The sequence below is a fragment of the Pseudomonas sp. 2725 genome (assembly GCF_050434585.1).
GTDB lineage: Bacteria > Pseudomonadota > Gammaproteobacteria > Pseudomonadales > Pseudomonadaceae > Aquipseudomonas > Aquipseudomonas jessenii.
The window spans coordinates 234,778-251,847 of the sequence record NZ_JBNDIV010000008.1 but is presented as its reverse complement, the minus strand read 5'-3'; the positions used below and the strand labels follow the sequence as shown (position 1 = coordinate 251,847).

Sequence of the window (17,070 nt, the reverse complement as noted above, 5' to 3'; positions counted from 1 at the left end):
AGCCAGCTTGTCTTACTTCAGTACCAGCATCCGGTAAACGCCATCTTCGACTTCGATCCCGTGGGTGTCATGGGTGAAGCCGGGGAAGGATTTGTCGAAGGCTTCCAGTGCCTTGAGATACGCCAGCAACGGACCGTCCGCAGGCCCTGCGTTCTCACCCGGCATGAGCAGCGGGATGCCTGGTGGATACGGCACGATACCGGTCGCGGCAAGGCGTCCGGCGGCTTCGTTGAGCGTCACCAGCTCGATGTCGTTACGCACCAGTTTTTCGTAGGCCTCCACCGGGCTGAACTCGGCTTTTGGCAGGGTGCCGAAGGCCTGGGACATGTTGGCGGTGGTCTTGTGTTTCTTCATGGCGGCGAAGATTTCGTCGGCCAGATCCTTCAGGCCCATGCCGGCATAGCGATGCTGGTTGGCGTTGTACAGGTCGGGCAGGCACAGCTCGAGCTCGGCGTTGTCGTCGTAGTCACGCTTGAAGTCGAGCAGGGCGTTGAGCAGCGTGCCCCACTTGCCTTTGGTGATGCCGATGGAGAACAGGAACAGGATGGTGAAATCGGTGGTTTTCTCGACCACGATACCCTGACGGCCCAGGTACGCCGTGACCACGCAAGCGGGGATACCGGAGGCGAGCAGGCTGCCGTCGTCGCCCATGCCCGGGCTGAGCACCGAGACCTTGATCGGGTCGAGCATGCAGTAGCCGTCTTCGATGTCGCCGAAGCCGTGCCATACCGCGTTCGGGTGCAGGACCCAGCAGTTCGGATCGGTTTTCAGCGTAGTCGGGTCGACCTCGTGGAACGGCACGGCCGCTGCGCCAACCTGTACGGTCGGCGGCTGCCAGCAGGTGAAGAACCAGTCGTTCTTGCCCACCATCTCGTTGTGCATGCGCGAGAGTACCTGGCGGAAGCTGATGGCTTCTTCAATCGACTCGTTGGTGAGGATCTGCCCGCTCGGTGCTTCCATCATCGCCGAGCTGACGTCGCAGGACGCCATGATCGCGTAATTTGGCGAGGTCGAGGCGTGCATCATGTACGACTCGTTGAAACGCGCATGTTCGATCGGGTTACGCCCGTCACGCACGTGGATCATCGAGGCCTGGGACAGGGCAGCCAGCAATTTGTGGGTCGACTGGGTGGCGAACACGGTCGGCTTGGACTTGTCGTGATCGGCAGGGTTGCCGTGCATGGCATGGCGTCCGCTGTACAGCGGGTTGAAGCGCGCATAACCGTACCAGGCTTCGTCGAAGTGCAGACGGTCCACGCTTTCGCCCAGCAGTTCTTCGACCCGGGTGACATTGTAGGTCAGGCCGTCGTAGGTGGAGTTGGTGACAATGGCGTGCACTGGCGTCGGGTCGATGCCTTGCTTGACCAGCGGGTTGTTGGCGATGGCGGCTTTCACGCCTTCGGCGCTCAGGGTCTGCGGCAGGATCGGGCCGATGATGCCGTAGCGGTTGCGGGTCGGCACCAGGTAGGTCGGAATCGCCCCGGACAGGGTCATCGCGTGCTCGGCGGACTTGTGGCAATTACGGTCGCACAGGGCGATCTGGTTGCGCGTGACGCTGGCCATGAGGATGACGCGGTTGGACATCGACGAACCGTTGGTCACGTAATACGTGCGGTGGGCGCCGAAGACCTTGGCGGCATAGCGTTCACCCTGGCCGATAGGGCCACTGTGATCGAGCAGCGAACCGAGTTCGCCAACCGAGATCGACAGGTCGGAACGCAGCAGGTTCTCCCCGAAGAACTCGTAGAAGGCCCGGCCTGCGGTGCTCTTCAGGAAAGCCGTGCCGCCGGCATGGCCTGGGGTGTGCCACGAGTATTCATAGTTGCGGGCAAACTTCACCAGCGCGCCGAACATCGGCGGCAGGGCGGCCTGACGATAGCGTTCGATGGCCGCCAGGATGCGCCCGCTGAGGAAACGGGAGGTGTCCTCGGGCAGCCAGATGAAGTCGTCGGCGTGTTGCATGACCAGCAACGGAATGCTCGACGCGGTGGTACGGTCGCTGATCAGGAACACCGGCACTCGCGTGTTGCGCTCGCGCAGCTTGACCAGCAATTTGGTGCAGTCGGCGTGGCCTTCGCTGGTGTCCATTTCCCACCGGATGAGCACGCATTGAATGGCAGGGTCCGAGCGCAGGATCGAGGCGGCATCGGTGAGGCTTTCCGAGGCCAGTACGCTGACGCCACGTCCCTCTACGTCGTGGACCAGTTGATCCAGGGCGCGGCCAAACACCGTTCGCTTGTCCGGCGGACTGCTGACCAGTAGCGCCAGCATGCCCAGCGAGTGTTTATATTCCGTCATGATTGATCCTCCAGAGTTAATTCAGGTTGTTGACCGGCACTGGCTCGGCAGTGAGGTGCTGCGCGCTGACGGTTTGTGTCGGTACGCTGTTGTTGAGCGCTTCGAGGCGGATCAGGCGGTTGTTGACGAAGCCGAACAGGGTGTAACCAACGATCGTGGCCACGCCGCCCAGCATCAGCGCCTGTTCACCGGAGCTGTACAACGCCAGGTAGCTGTAGGCCGCCGCGATCAGGGCGATGACGTTGGTCGCCAGTGCCTTGCCTTCCGGCACGTTGGAGACTTTCTGCATGGTCATCAGCGCGGCCATGGACAGGATGTACGGCACAAGGTTAGTGACCACCGCGAGGTTGACCAGGGTGTCGAACTGCTTGCTCAAGTCGGGGCTGATGGTGAGCAGGGCCAGCGCGGTCTGTGCCGCCAGCAGCACCAGCATGCCGACAATCGGCGTTCCCGCTTTGTTGCCCTTGGCAAAGATCGGCAGGAAGTAACCGGTGTCCGCCGAGCTTTTGTACACCTGGGCGATGGTGAACTGCCAACCCAGCAGTGAACCGATGCAGGCGAGCACCATGGCCGCCATCACGATGTCGCCGACCATCGGGGTGAACATCTTGGCGAACACCAGGCCGAACGGCGCAGTGGACGCGGCCAGTTCTTCGTTGCCGACGATACCGAAGATGACGTTGGTGGAGACGATGTAGATCACCGCTGCACCCAGGGTGCCGCCCAGCACGGCAATCGGTACGTTGCGCTCAGGGTTTTCCACCGCGTCGGTGTTGGCGCAAGCCGATTCAAGGCCAAGGAAGGCCCACAGGGTAATTGCCACCGAGGCGCCTGCCGCTTCGAACCAGCCTTTGTCGTGGGGGTTCCAGCCAGCGGCGTATACGCTGCTGTCGAACCAGAACCAGCCCACCGTTGAGACCAGCACCACCGGTGCAATCACACCCCAGACCGTCACCGCGCCGATACGGCCGGTAATGCTGGCGCCGCCAAAGTTGGCGAAGGTGGTGATCCACAACAGGGCAATAGTGGCCAGGCCTACTTGCAGTGAGTCGAGTTCTATCCCGAACAACACCTGGATATAACCGACCGCTGTAATACTGATCGCCACGTTGGCTATCAACAGCGAGAGACCGTAGGTGTAGTTGGTGATGTAGTTACCTGCTTTACCGAAGGTGTATTCGGCATAACCGCCCATGCCGCCGGTCTTGCGGCTGAGCATCCCGCATCGCGCAAAGGCGTACGCCAGAGCGAGGGAGCCGGTGGCCGTTATCAGCCAGGAGAGGATCGAAATTGCACCGACTTCCGCGAGTTTCGTCGGTAGCAGCACAATACCTGAGCCCAACATGTTGACCGCGGTCAACATTGTCAGTTGCCCCACACTCATTTTCTTTGCGACTGACATTCCGTTGCCTCACTTAGTTGGCGATTGAGAGTCTTAGCTATAGCAAAGGATTGAAAACTCGCAAGAAATAACGTCACACATCTCGTTTTCGCATTAATTTGCAAAAAAGGCACGATGCTGGCCCCCAAGTTTAAAAATCCTCAGCAAAATTAGTTCATTTTCAGCTAGTTAAACAGGTCAAGATGCGCAAGACATGGATCTCGTTAATGCCGTTAGTTATCGCGGGTGTAGCCCATTCGGCTCAAGCCAAAGAACTGGCCACCCATGATCAATACATGTGCAGTTGGGGGGCGGGAACCGCCGCAAGGGCACAGGAGCTCAAGCTTTCAGGCGTTTCTCTGTACGCCGCACGCCAAAAAATCCAGGTCTACAAGTTTGCAAAATCCTGGATGCGCATGATGGCACTTGGCATTACAGAGCAAACTTATGACAGTCCGTCGCGATTCAAACCGACTGCTGTACGCCAGAGCTTTTATGAGGACTGCGTCAGGTACAAGTTGGCGCGTAAATAAAGTAGAAGGGGGCGCTGGTCGGATCGACCGCGAGGCGGGGCTGCGACGACTATATTGATTGACCATCCCAGCGACCCGATGGGGTGAAAACCGGTTTTTTACAACTCAATCAGGAGGTCATCATGAGCCAGATCGATAAAGTGTTGTACACCGCCCAAACCCACACCACCGGCGGGCGTGACGGCGCGTCCCGCAGCTCCGACGGTATCCTCGATGTGAAGCTGTCGTCCCCGGGCGCAGGTGGCGGTGGAACCAATCCGGAGCAACTGTTCGCTGCCGGGTGGTCCGCCTGTTTCATCGGCGCCATGCAAGTTGCAGCCAGGGAAATGAAAGTGGCGTTGCCCAAGGATGTGGCCGTCGATGCCGAGGTTGATTTGGGCACCAATGAAGGCGGCTATCTGCTGCAGGCGCGGCTCAATGTCAGCCTGCCGGGGCTGGACCGTGAAACCGCACAAAAAATCGTCGACACCGGGCACCAGTACTGCCCGTACTCGAAAGCCACGCGCAACAACATCAACGTGGTGCTCAAGCTTGTTTGAGTTGACGTGAAAAGGACTCGTATTCACTGAAGATCAAACTGTGGGAGCGAGCTTGCTCGCGATGGCGGAGTGTCAGGCGACATCGATGTCGAATGTTCCTGCCTCATCGCGAGCGAGCTCGCTCCCACAGGCTCTGTGTTTTAACTGACGGAGCAATCAATTCATCTTGCTGTGATCATGCATCATCTTACTGTGATCCATGGTGTTAATCGCCTTGGCAACGGCTTCAATCTGAATCGACTCTTTCTCGCCCTTGGCGTCTTCCACGGTCAGGGTCAGTGGCACCTTGTCGCCTTCGTTGATCTGACCTGTGAGATTCATCAGCATGATGTGATAGCCGTTGGGATTGAAGCTCACCGGCTTGCCGGCTGGCAGCACAACGGACTGCACCTGCTGCATTTTCATCACGTCGTCTTTCATGCTCATTTCATGAATCTGCACTAGCTTGGCAACCGGAGTTTGCACGCTCAGCAACTTGCTGTCGCTGCTGGCGGTGACGGTCATGAAGGCGCCGCTCGACGGCTGGCCGGCCACGGTGGCGCGGACCCAGGCGTCGTCGACCCGGGTTTGTGCCGATACCTGAAAGGCCAAGCCGACCAGGGACAAGCCCAGTGCCAGTTGTTTGCAGCCTTGCACGAAGCGTTTTTTAGCTTGCGGGGCATTCATTTCAGCAAACCTCCATCACGGTGAGCAGGTCTTCTGCGCACTCTTTGGCCGTCAGGGACGCGGACAGCCCCAGGCGCAGATTGCCCCGGGAGTCGAAGACAAAACTGGTCGCGGTATGGGAGAGGGTATAGGTATCGCCGCTCGGGACCTTCTCAAAGAACACGCCGAATTCCTTGGCGGTGGCGGCGGTTTCTTCAAGCGTGCCGTACAGGGCTTCGAAACTCGGGTCGAACGCCTTGACGTACTGGTCCAGCAACTCTGGCGTGTCGCGTTCAGGGTCCAGGGTGATGAAGATAACCTGCAGCCTTTCGCCATCGCGCCCCATCAGCTTCTTGGCCTGCGCGGCGCGGGCCAGGGTGGTCGGGCACACGGCCGGGCACTGGGTGAAACCGAAGAATACCATCGGCATCAGGCCGCGATAGCTGCCCAGCATCCTGGTTTCGCCCTCAGGGTTCTTGAGCTTGAAGTTACGCCCCATGATCTTGTCGCTGAGGTCCTTGCCGTAGTTGAACGACAGCTTGCTGCTGTCGTCGCAACCGGCGAGCAGGCCCAGGCTCAACAGGCCCATGCCTTGCAGGACAGTCCGGCGGGTATACAAAGTACTCATGAAAAAAGCATCCTGTTGAACAGGCTGAAATGACAGCGTGATGACTGTACAGACGAAAAAATCGCGGGGATGTTAACAAACTGTGCCGGTGTCGGAGGGGCGGATACGACCATTGGACCGGCGTACAGGCGTGACATAGTGTCGCGCCGGCAGGCCGACACCTGTGGCGAGGGGGCTCGCCCCCGTTGGACTACGAAGTAGTCCCAATCCAGGCAATGCGGTTTGTCTGAGTAACCGCGATTGCAGGGTTCAGGGTCGCTGCGCGACCCAACGGGGGCAAGCCCCCTCGCCACAGGCAAGCCCCCTCGCCACAATGTTTCGGTCGGGTTTAGCGACGCAATTGCGCGCAATGATCCTGTTCCGGTTGCGCGGCGGTGTACCACACGTAATCCGCATTCTCGGCGGTCACGGTCTTGCCCGCTTCGGCCAGGATCAGCACCGCATTCCCTTCACCGGCACCGAGGTCCTTCAGGTGCAGTGGCACCCCCAGATCCTTGCGCACGTGGAAGGCACCGGCCAGCAGCAACGCCGGCGTCGGTGCGGCTATCAGGCGCTGGGCCATGCGCCGGTCACGCTGTTGTTGCACGGCGAGCATTGCCGGCATCTGCGCTTCGGGCAGCAGGCCGCAATGGGATTGGCGGATGTCATCCCTCAAGGTCGCCCGCACCTGTTGGGTGGTGGACGCTTGCCCCGTAAGTACCGGGCGCTGTTTGTAGATCTGCATGATCTGCGCGCGGTCCAGGTTCGCCGCCAGCAGCGGATACGGTTGCCGCAGCGCGTAGGTGACGAGTGCGCCATAAACACTCCAGTCCCAATTGGCCTGCCAGGCCAGCGCCGTGAACGCATCGGCCGGTGGCTGGCCCGCGCGGGTCACGGCTTGCGCGGCATCGACCCTGGCCTGTTGATCGGGGTTGAGCATCTCCATCAGCAGGCTGCCCTGGGGGCGTTGTGTCGCCAGTTCGCGCAGCAACCACAATTGCAGGGCGTGGTGGTCCGGGTTGTCGTGCTGTTCACCGACCAATACCCGAGGCACAACGGCCAGGCGTTGGACAAGTTCTTGCTGCGTCAGCGTACGGCCCGTGGCGAGTTCGCGGATGACTCCGAGGTCGGCGTGATCACGGCCGTGCGGGGCGATCGGCGCCGGCAATGGTGTGACCTGATGGATTTGGCAGGCAGCCAACAGGCTGAATGCACAGAGCAACAGAAAGCGCATCGGTTTTCCTTATTGGACAGGTGCCCCCTCGATGACGGAAGAGGGGGCGGCATCAGCGCGCGATGATCAGCGGGTGGCCGCGTTCCGGATGCTGGTGAATCAGCACTTGTAGTCCATACACCGCCGCCATCGCTTCGGTGGTCAGTACTTCTGCCGGTGGACCGTAGGCGTGGGGCAGGCCCTGATGCAACAACAGTAGTTGATCGCAGTAACGGGCGGCCAGATTGAGGTCGTGCAGAATCACCAGCACGGCGACCCCGCGCTCGGCGAAGTCACGCACGGCTTGCAAAATGGTGTGCTGATGCAGCGGATCGAGCATCGACGTCGGTTCATCGAGCAGCAGGGTTTGCCCTTCGGCACCCGGCCAGAGCTGAGCGAGCACCCGCGCCAGATGCACGCGCTGGCGTTCACCGCCGGACAGGGCCAGGTAGCTGCGTCCGGCAAGATGAAGCGCATCGGCGGCTTTGAGCGCCTCGGCGACGATTTCGGCATCGCGCACGCGGCCGCTGGCGTGAGGCAAGCGACCCATGCCGACGATTTCATTGACCGAAAACGCAAAGCTCAGGCTCGAACTCTGCGGCAGCACGGCCAGGCGCTTGGCCCGTTCCTGTCCCGGCCAGTCGGCGAGTGGACGCTCGTCGAGGCTGACCCTGCCTTCACTGGTCGCCAGCTCACCACACAAAGCGGCGAGCAGGGTGCTTTTGCCGGCGCCGTTCGGCCCCAGCACACCCAGCACTTCACCGGGGCGCAACTCGATATCGATGTTGGTCAGCACCGTGCGCTTGCCACGGCGTACCAGCAGGTTGTTTGCCCGCAGCATCAGGAGCGTCCTCGCACCAGCAGATAAAGAAAGAACGGAGCGCCGATCAGTGCAGTCACGATACCAATTGGCAATTCGGCTGGCGCCAACAACAAACGCGCCGCCAGATCGGCCAGCAACAGCAGGCTGGCACCGGCCAGCAACGACGCGGGCAGCAACACCCGGTGATCCGGGCCGACCAGCAGGCGCATCAGATGCGGCACCACCAGGCCGATGAAACCGATCAGTCCGGCCGCCGCGACTGCCGCGCCGACGCCGAGCGCCGTGCACAACACCAGCTCAAGTTTGATCCGCTCGATGTCAAAACCCAGGTGACGGGCCTCCGATTCACCCAGCAGCAATGCATTGAGCGCCGCCGCCCTGCGGGGCAACCACAACGCCACGCCCAGGGTGACGATCAGCAACGGCCACAAGCGCGGGTAACTGGCACCGTTGAGGCTGCCCAGGTTCCAGAACGTCAGGGTGCGCAAGGTGGCATCGTCGGCCAGGTAGGTGAACAGTCCGACCCCGGCACCGGCCATGGCCGTCATCGCCACACCCGCCAAGAGCATGGTGGCAACGTCGGTTTGCCCGTTGCGGCGACCGAAGCGATACACCACCGCCGTGACGATCAAGCCACCGACGAAGGCGCTCACCGACAGCAGGTAGGGTTCGATCGCAGGCGGCAAGCCACCGAGCAGGCTGCCGCCGACGATGGCAAGGGCGGCACCGAGCGCAGCACCGCCGGACACACCGACCAGACCCGGATCGGCCAAGGGATTGCGGAACAACCCCTGCATCGCCACGCCGGACAACGCCAGTACCGACCCCACGGCGATGCCGAGCAAGCTGCGCGGCAGGCGAATCTGCCCGAGGATCAACTCCGCCTGCTGCGTGTCACCACCGTCAAGTGGCAACCCGAGCAGGCGCATCCCGCCCAGCAAGGTATCGCCCAGGGGCAGGCTGACCGGTCCGAGGGCCAGGGACAGCCAGAACACCAGCACCAGCAACAGCAGCAAAAAGATCAACGTCGGACGCGGCCGAAAAATGGCCGTCATGGGCTGATCCCGGCGGTCTGCGCTTTGGCGTCCGGGTAGAGCGCCGTGACACAGGCCAGCAGTGTTTTGATACGCATCGGGACTATTCCTTAGCCGATCAGAGGGGGGCAGGTATCGAAACTTTCGTAGCGGGTGATGATGCCATTGACGCGCGGCTTACGCACACGCCACGGGCGAGCGCCTTGAACCAGATGTCCATCCAGCGCCAGCTGCGCAGTGCTTCGGATCATGAGAAGAACTTGTGATCATCACGATTAAAATGAGTTTGTCTCACTCGCTGACACTGTCGACAATGGCTCCCATCGAACGCATTGGAGTTATTTGACATGGCTGTGGCCCATTCCCTTGGTTTTCCGCGCATTGGTCGCGACCGCGAACTGAAAAAGGCTCAAGAGGCGTTCTGGAAGGGCGAACTCGACGAAGCCGGTCTGCGCACCGTGGGCCGCGACCTGCGCAAGACCCACTGGGACTTGCAGAAAAAGGCCGGCATCGAGTTGCTGCCGGTCGGCGACTTCGCCTGGTACGACCAGGTCCTGACCCACTCGTTGATGTTCGGTGTGATCCCTGAGCGATTCCGCCCGCACGATGGCAAGGCCAGCCTGCAAACCCTGTTCGGCATGGCGCGCGGTGTGAGCGACAGCTGCTGCGGCGGCGCGCATGCCCAGGAAATGACCAAGTGGTTCGACACCAACTATCACTACCTTGTCCCTGAGTTCAGCGCCGATCAGCAGTTCCAGCTCGGCTGGGACCAGTTGTTCGAAGAAGTCGAGGAAGCCCGCGTACTGGGGCACAACGTCAAGCCGGTGATCATCGGCCCACTGACTTACCTGTGGCTGGGCAAGGCCAAGGGCGTCGAGTTTGACAAGCTGGAGCTGCTGGATCGTCTGTTGCCGTTGTACGGCCAGATCTTCCAGCGCCTGGCGGCACAGGGCGTCGAGTGGGTGCAAATCGACGAGCCGATCCTGGTGCTCGACCTGCCGCAGGACTGGAAAAACGCCTTTGAGCGGGCCTACAACCTGATTCAGCGTGACCCGTTGAAGAAACTGATCGCCACGTACTTCGGTGGTCTTGAAGAAAACCTGGGCCTGGCCGCCAATCTGCCGGTGGACGGCCTGCACATCGATCTGGTGCGTGCGCCTGAGCAGTACCCGACCATCCTCGATCGTCTGCCGGCCTATAAAGTGCTGTCGCTGGGCCTGGTCAACGGCCGTAACGTCTGGCGCTGCGACCTGGAAAACGCGTTGGCCACCCTGCAGCATGCTCATGAGCGTCTGGGTGATCGGCTGTGGGTCGCGCCATCCTGCTCTCTGCTGCACAGCCCGGTTGATCTGGAGCGTGAAGACAAGCTCGATGCCGAACTGAAAAGCTGGCTGGCGTTTGCCGTGCAGAAGTGTGAAGAAGTCGCGGTGCTGGCTCAGGCCGTCAACGAGCCGGAAGCGCCGAAGGTGCTTGAAGCGCTGACCCAAAGCCGCGCCGTACAGGCTAGCCGTACTGCGTCGCCACGCATCCACAAACCGGCCGTGCAGGCGCGTGTGGCCGCCATCACTGTCAAGGACAGCCAGCGTCATTCGCTGTTTGCCCGGCGCATCGAGAAACAGCGCGCCGGCCTGAACCTGCCGCTGTTCCCGACCACCACCATCGGTTCGTTCCCGCAAACCGCGTCGATCCGTCTGGCTCGCCAGTCGTTCAAGCAAGGCAAGCTGACCGAAGCCGAATACACCGAAGCGATGCACAGTGAGATCCGTCACGCCGTGCAAGTGCAGGAAAACCTGGGCCTGGACGTGCTGGTGCACGGTGAAGCCGAGCGTAACGACATGGTCGAATACTTCGCCGAGCAACTTGACGGCTATGTGTTCACCCGTTTCGGCTGGGTCCAGAGCTACGGCTCGCGTTGCGTGAAACCGGCGGTGATCTTCGGTGACCTGAGCCGTCCGAAAGCCATGACCGTGGAGTGGATCCGCTACGCCCAGGGCCTCACCGACAAGGTGATGAAGGGCATGCTGACCGGTCCCGTGACCATGCTGATGTGGTCGTTCCCCCGCGAAGACGTGACCCGCGAAGTGCAGGCTCGTCAATTGGCCCTGGCGATCCGTGATGAAGTGGTGGACCTGGAAGCCGCCGGGATCAAGATCGTGCAGATCGACGAAGCCGCATTCCGCGAAGGCCTGCCGTTGCGCCAGGCGCAGTGGCAGCACTACCTGGACTGGGCGACCGAAGTGTTCCGCCTGTGCGCCTCCGGTGTGCGCGACGAAACCCAGATCCACACCCACATGTGCTACAGCGAGTTCAACGATGTGATCGAGTCCATCGCCGCCATGGATGCCGACGTGATCACCATCGAAACCTCGCGCTCGGACATGGAACTGCTGGACGCGTTCGAAGCCTTCGCCTACCCGAACGAAATCGGCCCAGGCGTGTATGACATCCACTCGCCAAGGGTGCCGGACTCCTCGGAAATGGCCAACCTGCTGCGCAAGGCCGCCAAGCGTATTCCCGCCGACCGCCTGTGGGTCAACCCGGACTGCGGCCTGAAGACCCGCGGCTGGCCGGAAACCGAAGCGGCGCTGGTGCACATGGTCAACGCTGCGCGTCAGCTGCGTAAAGAGTGGGCCTGACACTGTATTGGGTGCACCACTGAAACCTGTGGCCTCATCGCGAGCAAGCTCGCTCCCACAGTGATTGGGGTGGTTCGCAGATGTTGCGTGCAGCTACTGAACCTGTGGGAGCGAGCTTGCTCGCGATGGCGGAATGTCAGGCGAAATCGATGTTGAATGTGCCGGCCTCATCGCGAGCAAGCTCGCTCCCACAGTGATTTGTGTGGTTCGCAGATTTTGCGTACAGCCACTGAACCTGTAGGAGCGAGCTTGCTCGCGATGGCGGAATGTCAGGCGAAATCAATGTTGAATGTGCCGGCCTCATCGCGAGCAAGCCCACAGGGATTTGGGTGATTCGCTGATTTTGCGTACAGCCACTGAACCTGTAGGAGCGAGCTTGCTCGCGATGACGGCATGACAGGCGAAATCGATGTTGAATGTGCCGGCCTCTTCGCGGGCAAGCCCGCTCCCGCAGGGATGTTCGGCGGGGCAAGAACTGTGTGCGATATTAAAGCCACTCAGCGCCGTGGCTCGGCCACCAACAGCAATGACTGCGGCACGGGGCTTTGCGGGTGCTGTGGCTCCTGCAGGCCGGCCAATGCAAAGCCGGCCATGTCCAGTGCATTCAGCCAACTGGACAGGGTGCGGAAATACCATGGCATGGGCTGCCACTGCCCCTTGAAGCCAGAGAAGTTCTCTTCCCGCCAGCCATCCTGGTAGTCGCCCGCCGCAGCCGCCCATGGGTGCAGTGTCTGGATCAGCAGCGCGCCACCCGGGGCGAGCAGGGTGTTCATGGCGGCGAGCAGGGGGATGATGTCCTGATGCAGCAGGGCGAAGTTGGCGCAGATCAGGTTGTAGTCGCGGCCGATGTCGACTTTCGCTTCAGCCAGTTGTTCATAGCTCGCCAAATGCACCCGCGCAGTGCCGGCCGTCCGCGCCGCCTCCACCAGCGTCGCATCGCCATCCACACCGACCGCATCGATGGCCCGGTCTGCCAGCGCACGCAACAACCAGCCTTCACCGCAACCCAGGTCGAGTACACGCTCGGGCTGGCGACCCAGCACCGCCAGCAGGATGGCCTGGTCGGTGACCTTGAGGCGGCTTTCGATGGTGCCGCTGCGTATGGCGTCGATCCAGGCCCGGGCGTTGTGGTGCCAGCTGTCGAGGAGGGTGGATTCGGGGGCTGACATGGTCGATGTCCGGCGTGATGGGTTGGATGAAAGAATAGGGCAACAGAAGACTTACGGTGGAGCCGGTTTTACCCGGCACCACCGATAGCACAGCAAAGGATGGACCGGTGGCTAGGTGCTTTTGGTGGCTGCCAGATGATAGGCAACCAGCGCATTGGCGTGACCATGACCCATCCCGTGTTCGGTTTTGAGCCAGGCCACCATCTCCATGTGTTTCTTGTCGCTGACGGACTTGAGCAGGTCCAGCCAATGGCTGATCGGCTGCCCGTACTTTTTTTCAATGGACGGGAAGTACGAAGCCGGTCCTTTGGTTTTTGTCTCTTCGGTCACGATGCAAACTCCCTTTTCGATTTTCCAGGTTCGAAAACAGCACCGGTTACGTTACTTATTTGCCGTCAACGCGTCCATCGTCCGGGCGGTTGATGTTGAAGCGGGGCGGGGCAAATGTTCTCAGTAATTCATCCCGTCATCGATCGCGATGCCTTGGGTACGCATGGCCTTGATCAACTCACCACGGGTGTCGGGCAGGTTGAGCATGGTCTTGGCGCGCAACGCCATGACTTCTTCGGCGGTGTAAGGCTGATAATCGGCCGGCATGCTGCTACCCGCCATGCCGTCTTCGCGCAACAGCCAGTTGAGCAGGTCCGCCAGTTGTGCGTTGTTCAGCGCTGACTGCGACATACCCGGCACCCGCACGAGGAATTCGCGGCCACCGGGCACTTTCAGGAAGTTACCGACGAAACCTTTCATCCGTGGCGTGTCGTTGGCGGCCGAACCCGTGCCGTCGCCCAGGTGGCAACCGGCGCATTGCAGCTGGTAGTTCACGCCGACGCTGTAGCCGGCCTGGGCAATCGGGGTTTGAACATCTTCGTTGCCCGGCGCATGGCTCTGCGCCGGATTGGGAATGGCCCGGGCGAAAGCGAGCGGGGCGCTCAGGGCGCAGACGAGACCGAGCAATATCAAACTACGCATGTAATCCAACTCCGCTGATGACCGGTTTGGCACCTGTAGGAGCGAGCTTGCTCGCGAAGGACTAAAGGGCGACGCGTTAAACCAGATAGCCCGCGTTATCGTTGACGTCCTTCGCGAGCAAGCTCGCTCCTACAGGTACACACACACAAAGCAGTAAAAAAAGAAAAGCAGCCACAGAAAAAAAGCGCCGATTGCGCGAGCAACCGACGCAAAGCGCGTTCTTTAAACGGCGACGCCGCGGATGACCGAAACGGTGCAGTGGTAGATGTGCGATTTGGCGGCCAGGCACCAGTTCACATCGTTATTGTTGAACGGGCGGTAGGCCGGTTCTTCACTGTCGTTACGGGTACAGGCGCACTGGGCGCAGCTTTGCTTACCGCAGCAGTCGTTGTACGAAATGATGTAGTCCTTGCCGTCGGCCGGGTTGCGGCAGGTGCCGATCCAGGTCACTTGCGAGGCTTCGGTGCCCGGTGGGCAGGAGGTCACCGACCCGCCGCAGCAGCTGCACAGAAAGCCGTCGATGGAGCAGTAGCGCCAGTAGTCGCAGGTGTTCGGATCGCCAGGGTCGCCGGCCTGCGCAGGCTCCGCGGCCAGGGCCTTGCTGGTGCGGTCCAGCGGCAGCAACAGTGGCAGGGCGGCACCGGCCACCATCAGCGAACCCATGCGTGCCAGCAGTTTGCGGCGCGAAGTGGTGTCGGCGACACGGCGGGACGAACGCTCAAACAACAGATCCAGCAGTTTCATAAAGGTCTCCCTGCCTTATCAGTGGCTATGGCCGTGGCTGTGGTCGTGATCGTGGGTGTGCGGTTGGGCATTGAGGTATTGCTGCAACGTGGCGTGCTTCAAATGCTCGACTTCGAACAGGCTGTCCAGATGCTCACGGGAGTTGACCAGGCCCTTGGCGCGCAGGGTGCCGGCCTTGTCGATCAGCGCGGCGTACGGCAGCTTGCCGATCTGGTAGGTCATGCCCACTTCCGGACCGACCACATAGGTGGCGTCTTCAAGTTTGTGTTCGCGGATCAGCGCTTGCTGGGCGTCCATGTCGCCATCGCTGACGAACACCACATCGAGGCGGTCCGATTGCTCCTTGGCGATGGATTTGATCGCTGGCAGCAGCGACTTGCAGATCGGGCAGGTCGGCGAGAGGAAGAACAGCAGTTGCGATTTCTCGCCGGCGTAACCGAAGTTCACCGGACGACCGTGACGGTCGCTGGCGGTGACTTGCGGCGCGGGTTCATTGACCGCCACCCCTTTGTCGACCATCAGCGCGCCAGCCGGGGCGAGACGACCGTGCAGCACGCCGATCTGCCGCACCAGGCCCATGACGACAAACGCCACGGCCACCAGCAGCACCCAGAGCAGAACGTTGGAAACAATCAAGCCTTCCATTTCGATTACCTACCAATCAATTTGAGCAGAAGAGGGGAGTTCGCCAGCAGCCCATCGGCGGCGGCGTAGATGAGCAGCGCAACCGCGGCGGCAGCCAGGGTCACGAACCCATCGAACAGGTTGAGGTCGCGGGCAACCGGCGCCACGCTGGCCACCAGCGCCAGCGCTATCAGTGCGCTGTTACGTGCCAGCAGCACCGGACGCAGCGGCTGTGCCTGGTCGGGACCGGCGCAACCGCAGTCGATGTCCGCGCGACCGCGCCACAGGTTGATGCCGATGGCGGCGGCGTACAGGGCCAACAGGCTGGCGGCGCTCAACGCGGCGTAACCACGGCTGACCGGCACCAGCAGGGCAAAGGCAATGGCCAGTTCCAACAGCGGCACCCACCGTGCCGTCGGGCGCACCAGCGCCTCGGGCAGCAGTTGATAGTCCGCCAGTTGCCGGGCGAAGCGGGCCGGCGCGCGCAACTTGTGGGTCGCTGCGCTGGCCAGCAACACCGCGATGGCGATGGCGCTGGCAATGATGAAGATCGGATCTGTGTGCATGGCCGAACCTCTTAGTAGCTCAGGACCTGAGTCGCGGTTTTGGCGACTTTCGGCATGCTGCCGGTGAGCTTGTTGGTCTTCAGATCGAAAATCTGCAAACCGCCTTCCACGTCGGTGCCGAGCAACAACGGCTTGTCGTCGCCGGTTGCCTGCATGCTCCACACCGGAACCGAGGCTTCCAGAGTCGCCACCTTCTTGTGGGTCTTGAGGTCAAACGCCCAGATCAGCGGGCTCGGGTCTTCCCACTTCATCGGTTCGTGGGCGTCGTGCATCAGCACGTACAGGCGGTCCAGCTTCGGCGCCACGGCCATCATCTGCCAGCCACCCGGCGCCCAGCCGGCCTTCTTGTCTTCGTCGGAAACCAGTGACCAGGACGGCAGGACCTTCGGCGCATCACCGGCGAAATCCACCGGGCGTACGGTGCCGGTCGTGGTGGTGAAGTAGTAGGTGTCGCCGACGTTGACGGCGCGCTCTACCAGTTTTTCCGCGTTCGGATCAAAGAACGGCGTGCGGCTGCGCGCGGTTTCCTGGCCCTGATCGTTGAGGGTCACCACTTGCAGGCTGCCGTCGCCGCACAGCGAGGCGAAGCGGCGGTTACCGACCGGGTAGTTGAGCACGCAACCGGGGATGGCGATTTCCGTGGCAACCGCCTTGGTCTGGGTATCGACCACGGTCACCGAAGTCGACGGGGTGAAGTTGTAGACGTAGACGAACTTGTCGTCGCCGCTTGGCTTGAGCGCATAACGCTGGGTCAGCGATTCGGCGCGCTTGTTTGGAATCAGCACTTCCCAGGCCGGCGACAGGGTCGAACTGTCCCACGCGGTGAGCACGTCGGTGCGGGTGCCGCGGGTGCCGCGGGAATACCAGATGTCCGCACTATAGATGGTTTTTTTGTCGTGACTGAGGGTCGACGGCGCTGCGAAACCGGTCGGCACCATGCCGAGGATGCGCTTCTGGTCCGGGTCGACCACGGTCACGCGGCCAGCCACAAAGCTGTCGAACTCGACGTCGATGACAAACGCGCGGTGAGCTTCGGGTGGAAACGCCAGAACGGTCTGGCCAATCGTACCGGCGGGTAGATCCGCGTGGGCACTGTTCAAACCGAGTACAAGCAGGCTCAGGCCTAGCGCTGACTGTACGGAGATCCTGTTTGTTCGCATAAGGGGAACTTCCTGAATTGTTGGTAACGCGGATCGCGGGTGCTTTGGCAGATTTTTACCCTTTGATTCTGCCGTGCCCCGAGATCGGGAGAATTGCCCTGCCTGCCAAGTGTTTGTGTGTCTGTG

General features: G+C 61.3%; 18 protein-coding genes. 3 read left to right on the top strand and 15 right to left on the bottom strand.

What is annotated here, in order from left to right:
* Positions 1 to 12 precede the first annotated feature (12 nt).
* Entirely contained in the window at positions 13 to 2,298 is a 2,286-nt protein-coding gene (locus tag ABIE16_RS23330) for an Orn/Lys/Arg decarboxylase N-terminal domain-containing protein (RefSeq protein ID WP_429522040.1), read from the bottom strand.
* 16 nt (positions 2,299 to 2,314) lie between these two features.
* Positions 2,315 to 3,700, bottom strand: a complete 1,386-nt coding sequence (gene potE, locus ABIE16_RS23325) for a putrescine-ornithine antiporter (protein ID WP_057715429.1) — start codon at positions 3,698 to 3,700, stop codon at positions 2,315 to 2,317.
* 182 nt (positions 3,701 to 3,882) lie between these two features.
* On the opposite strand from potE, the gene ABIE16_RS23320 reads away from it, so the two are divergent.
* Together ABIE16_RS23320 and ABIE16_RS23315 are read left to right on the top strand one after the other, a co-directional pair.
* Positions 3,883 to 4,212, top strand: a complete 330-nt coding sequence (locus tag ABIE16_RS23320) for a hypothetical protein (RefSeq protein WP_057715428.1) — start codon at positions 3,883 to 3,885, stop codon at positions 4,210 to 4,212.
* Positions 4,213 to 4,334: 122 nt separating this feature from the next.
* Entirely contained in the window at positions 4,335 to 4,751 is a 417-nt protein-coding gene (locus ABIE16_RS23315; RefSeq protein ID WP_046040328.1) for an organic hydroperoxide resistance protein, read from the top strand.
* 156 nt (positions 4,752 to 4,907) lie between these two features.
* Here ABIE16_RS23315 and ABIE16_RS23310 read toward each other — a convergent pair whose 3' ends face one another.
* From ABIE16_RS23310 to ABIE16_RS23285, 6 genes are all read right to left on the bottom strand, one after another.
* Positions 4,908 to 5,417, bottom strand: a complete 510-nt coding sequence (locus ABIE16_RS23310) for a copper chaperone PCu(A)C (RefSeq protein WP_429522039.1) — start codon at positions 5,415 to 5,417, stop codon at positions 4,908 to 4,910.
* Between the two features lies 1 nt (position 5,418).
* A complete protein-coding gene (locus ABIE16_RS23305; protein WP_057715426.1) occupies positions 5,419 to 6,024 on the bottom strand; it encodes an SCO family protein in 606 nt (201 codons plus the stop codon).
* Between the two features lie 328 nt (positions 6,025 to 6,352).
* Positions 6,353 to 7,237, bottom strand: coding sequence for a ChaN family lipoprotein (locus ABIE16_RS23300; RefSeq protein WP_429522038.1), 885 nt, complete (start codon positions 7,235 to 7,237; stop codon positions 6,353 to 6,355).
* A 52-nt stretch (positions 7,238 to 7,289) separates the two neighbouring features.
* On the bottom strand, positions 7,290 to 8,057 hold the full coding sequence (locus tag ABIE16_RS23295; RefSeq protein ID WP_150815003.1) for a heme ABC transporter ATP-binding protein: 768 nt from the start codon (positions 8,055 to 8,057) through the stop codon (positions 7,290 to 7,292).
* The gene (locus tag ABIE16_RS23290; RefSeq protein WP_429522080.1) at positions 8,057 to 9,040 is read right to left on the bottom strand and encodes a FecCD family ABC transporter permease; all 984 of its coding nucleotides are present in this window, start codon (positions 9,038 to 9,040) and stop codon (positions 8,057 to 8,059) included. Before ABIE16_RS23290 ends, ABIE16_RS23295 begins: the two co-directional genes overlap by 1 nt.
* 143 nt (positions 9,041 to 9,183) lie before the next feature.
* A complete protein-coding gene (locus ABIE16_RS23285) occupies positions 9,184 to 9,324 on the bottom strand; it encodes a hypothetical protein (protein ID WP_429522037.1) in 141 nt (46 codons plus the stop codon).
* A gap of 96 nt (positions 9,325 to 9,420) precedes the next feature.
* Here ABIE16_RS23285 and metE point away from each other — a divergent pair, with 96 nt between their 5' ends.
* A complete protein-coding gene (metE, locus tag ABIE16_RS23280; RefSeq protein WP_429522036.1) occupies positions 9,421 to 11,709 on the top strand; it encodes a 5-methyltetrahydropteroyltriglutamate--homocysteine S-methyltransferase in 2,289 nt (762 codons plus the stop codon).
* Positions 11,710 to 12,206: 497 nt separating this feature from the next.
* Here metE and ABIE16_RS23275 read toward each other — a convergent pair whose 3' ends face one another.
* The 7 genes from ABIE16_RS23275 to ABIE16_RS23245 all read right to left on the bottom strand — a co-directional run bounded on the left by ABIE16_RS23275 (position 12,207) and on the right by ABIE16_RS23245 (position 16,944).
* Positions 12,207 to 12,878 carry a class I SAM-dependent methyltransferase gene (locus ABIE16_RS23275; protein WP_090454791.1) on the bottom strand — a complete coding sequence of 224 codons (672 nt, stop codon included), beginning with the start codon at positions 12,876 to 12,878 and terminating at the stop codon, positions 12,207 to 12,209.
* Positions 12,879 to 12,989: 111 nt separating this feature from the next.
* Positions 12,990 to 13,208 (bottom strand): DUF4287 domain-containing protein, encoded by a 219-nt coding sequence (locus tag ABIE16_RS23270; RefSeq protein ID WP_429522035.1) that lies wholly within the window; start codon positions 13,206 to 13,208, stop codon positions 12,990 to 12,992.
* 120 nt (positions 13,209 to 13,328) lie between these two features.
* Complete coding sequence (locus ABIE16_RS23265; protein WP_429522034.1) at positions 13,329 to 13,850, bottom strand: cytochrome C; 522 nt, start codon at positions 13,848 to 13,850, stop codon at positions 13,329 to 13,331.
* Between the two features lie 222 nt (positions 13,851 to 14,072).
* On the bottom strand, positions 14,073 to 14,594 hold the full coding sequence (locus ABIE16_RS23260) for a methylamine dehydrogenase light chain (protein ID WP_150815355.1): 522 nt from the start codon (positions 14,592 to 14,594) through the stop codon (positions 14,073 to 14,075).
* Between the two features lie 18 nt (positions 14,595 to 14,612).
* Positions 14,613 to 15,239 (bottom strand): methylamine dehydrogenase accessory protein MauD, encoded by a 627-nt coding sequence (mauD, locus tag ABIE16_RS23255; RefSeq protein ID WP_090454794.1) that lies wholly within the window; start codon positions 15,237 to 15,239, stop codon positions 14,613 to 14,615.
* A 5-nt stretch (positions 15,240 to 15,244) separates the two neighbouring features.
* On the bottom strand, positions 15,245 to 15,784 hold the full coding sequence (locus ABIE16_RS23250) for a MauE/DoxX family redox-associated membrane protein (protein ID WP_102672308.1): 540 nt from the start codon (positions 15,782 to 15,784) through the stop codon (positions 15,245 to 15,247).
* Positions 15,785 to 15,795: 11 nt separating this feature from the next.
* On the bottom strand, positions 15,796 to 16,944 hold the full coding sequence (locus ABIE16_RS23245) for an amine dehydrogenase large subunit (RefSeq protein ID WP_429522033.1): 1,149 nt from the start codon (positions 16,942 to 16,944) through the stop codon (positions 15,796 to 15,798).
* Positions 16,945 to 17,070 lie beyond the last annotated feature (126 nt).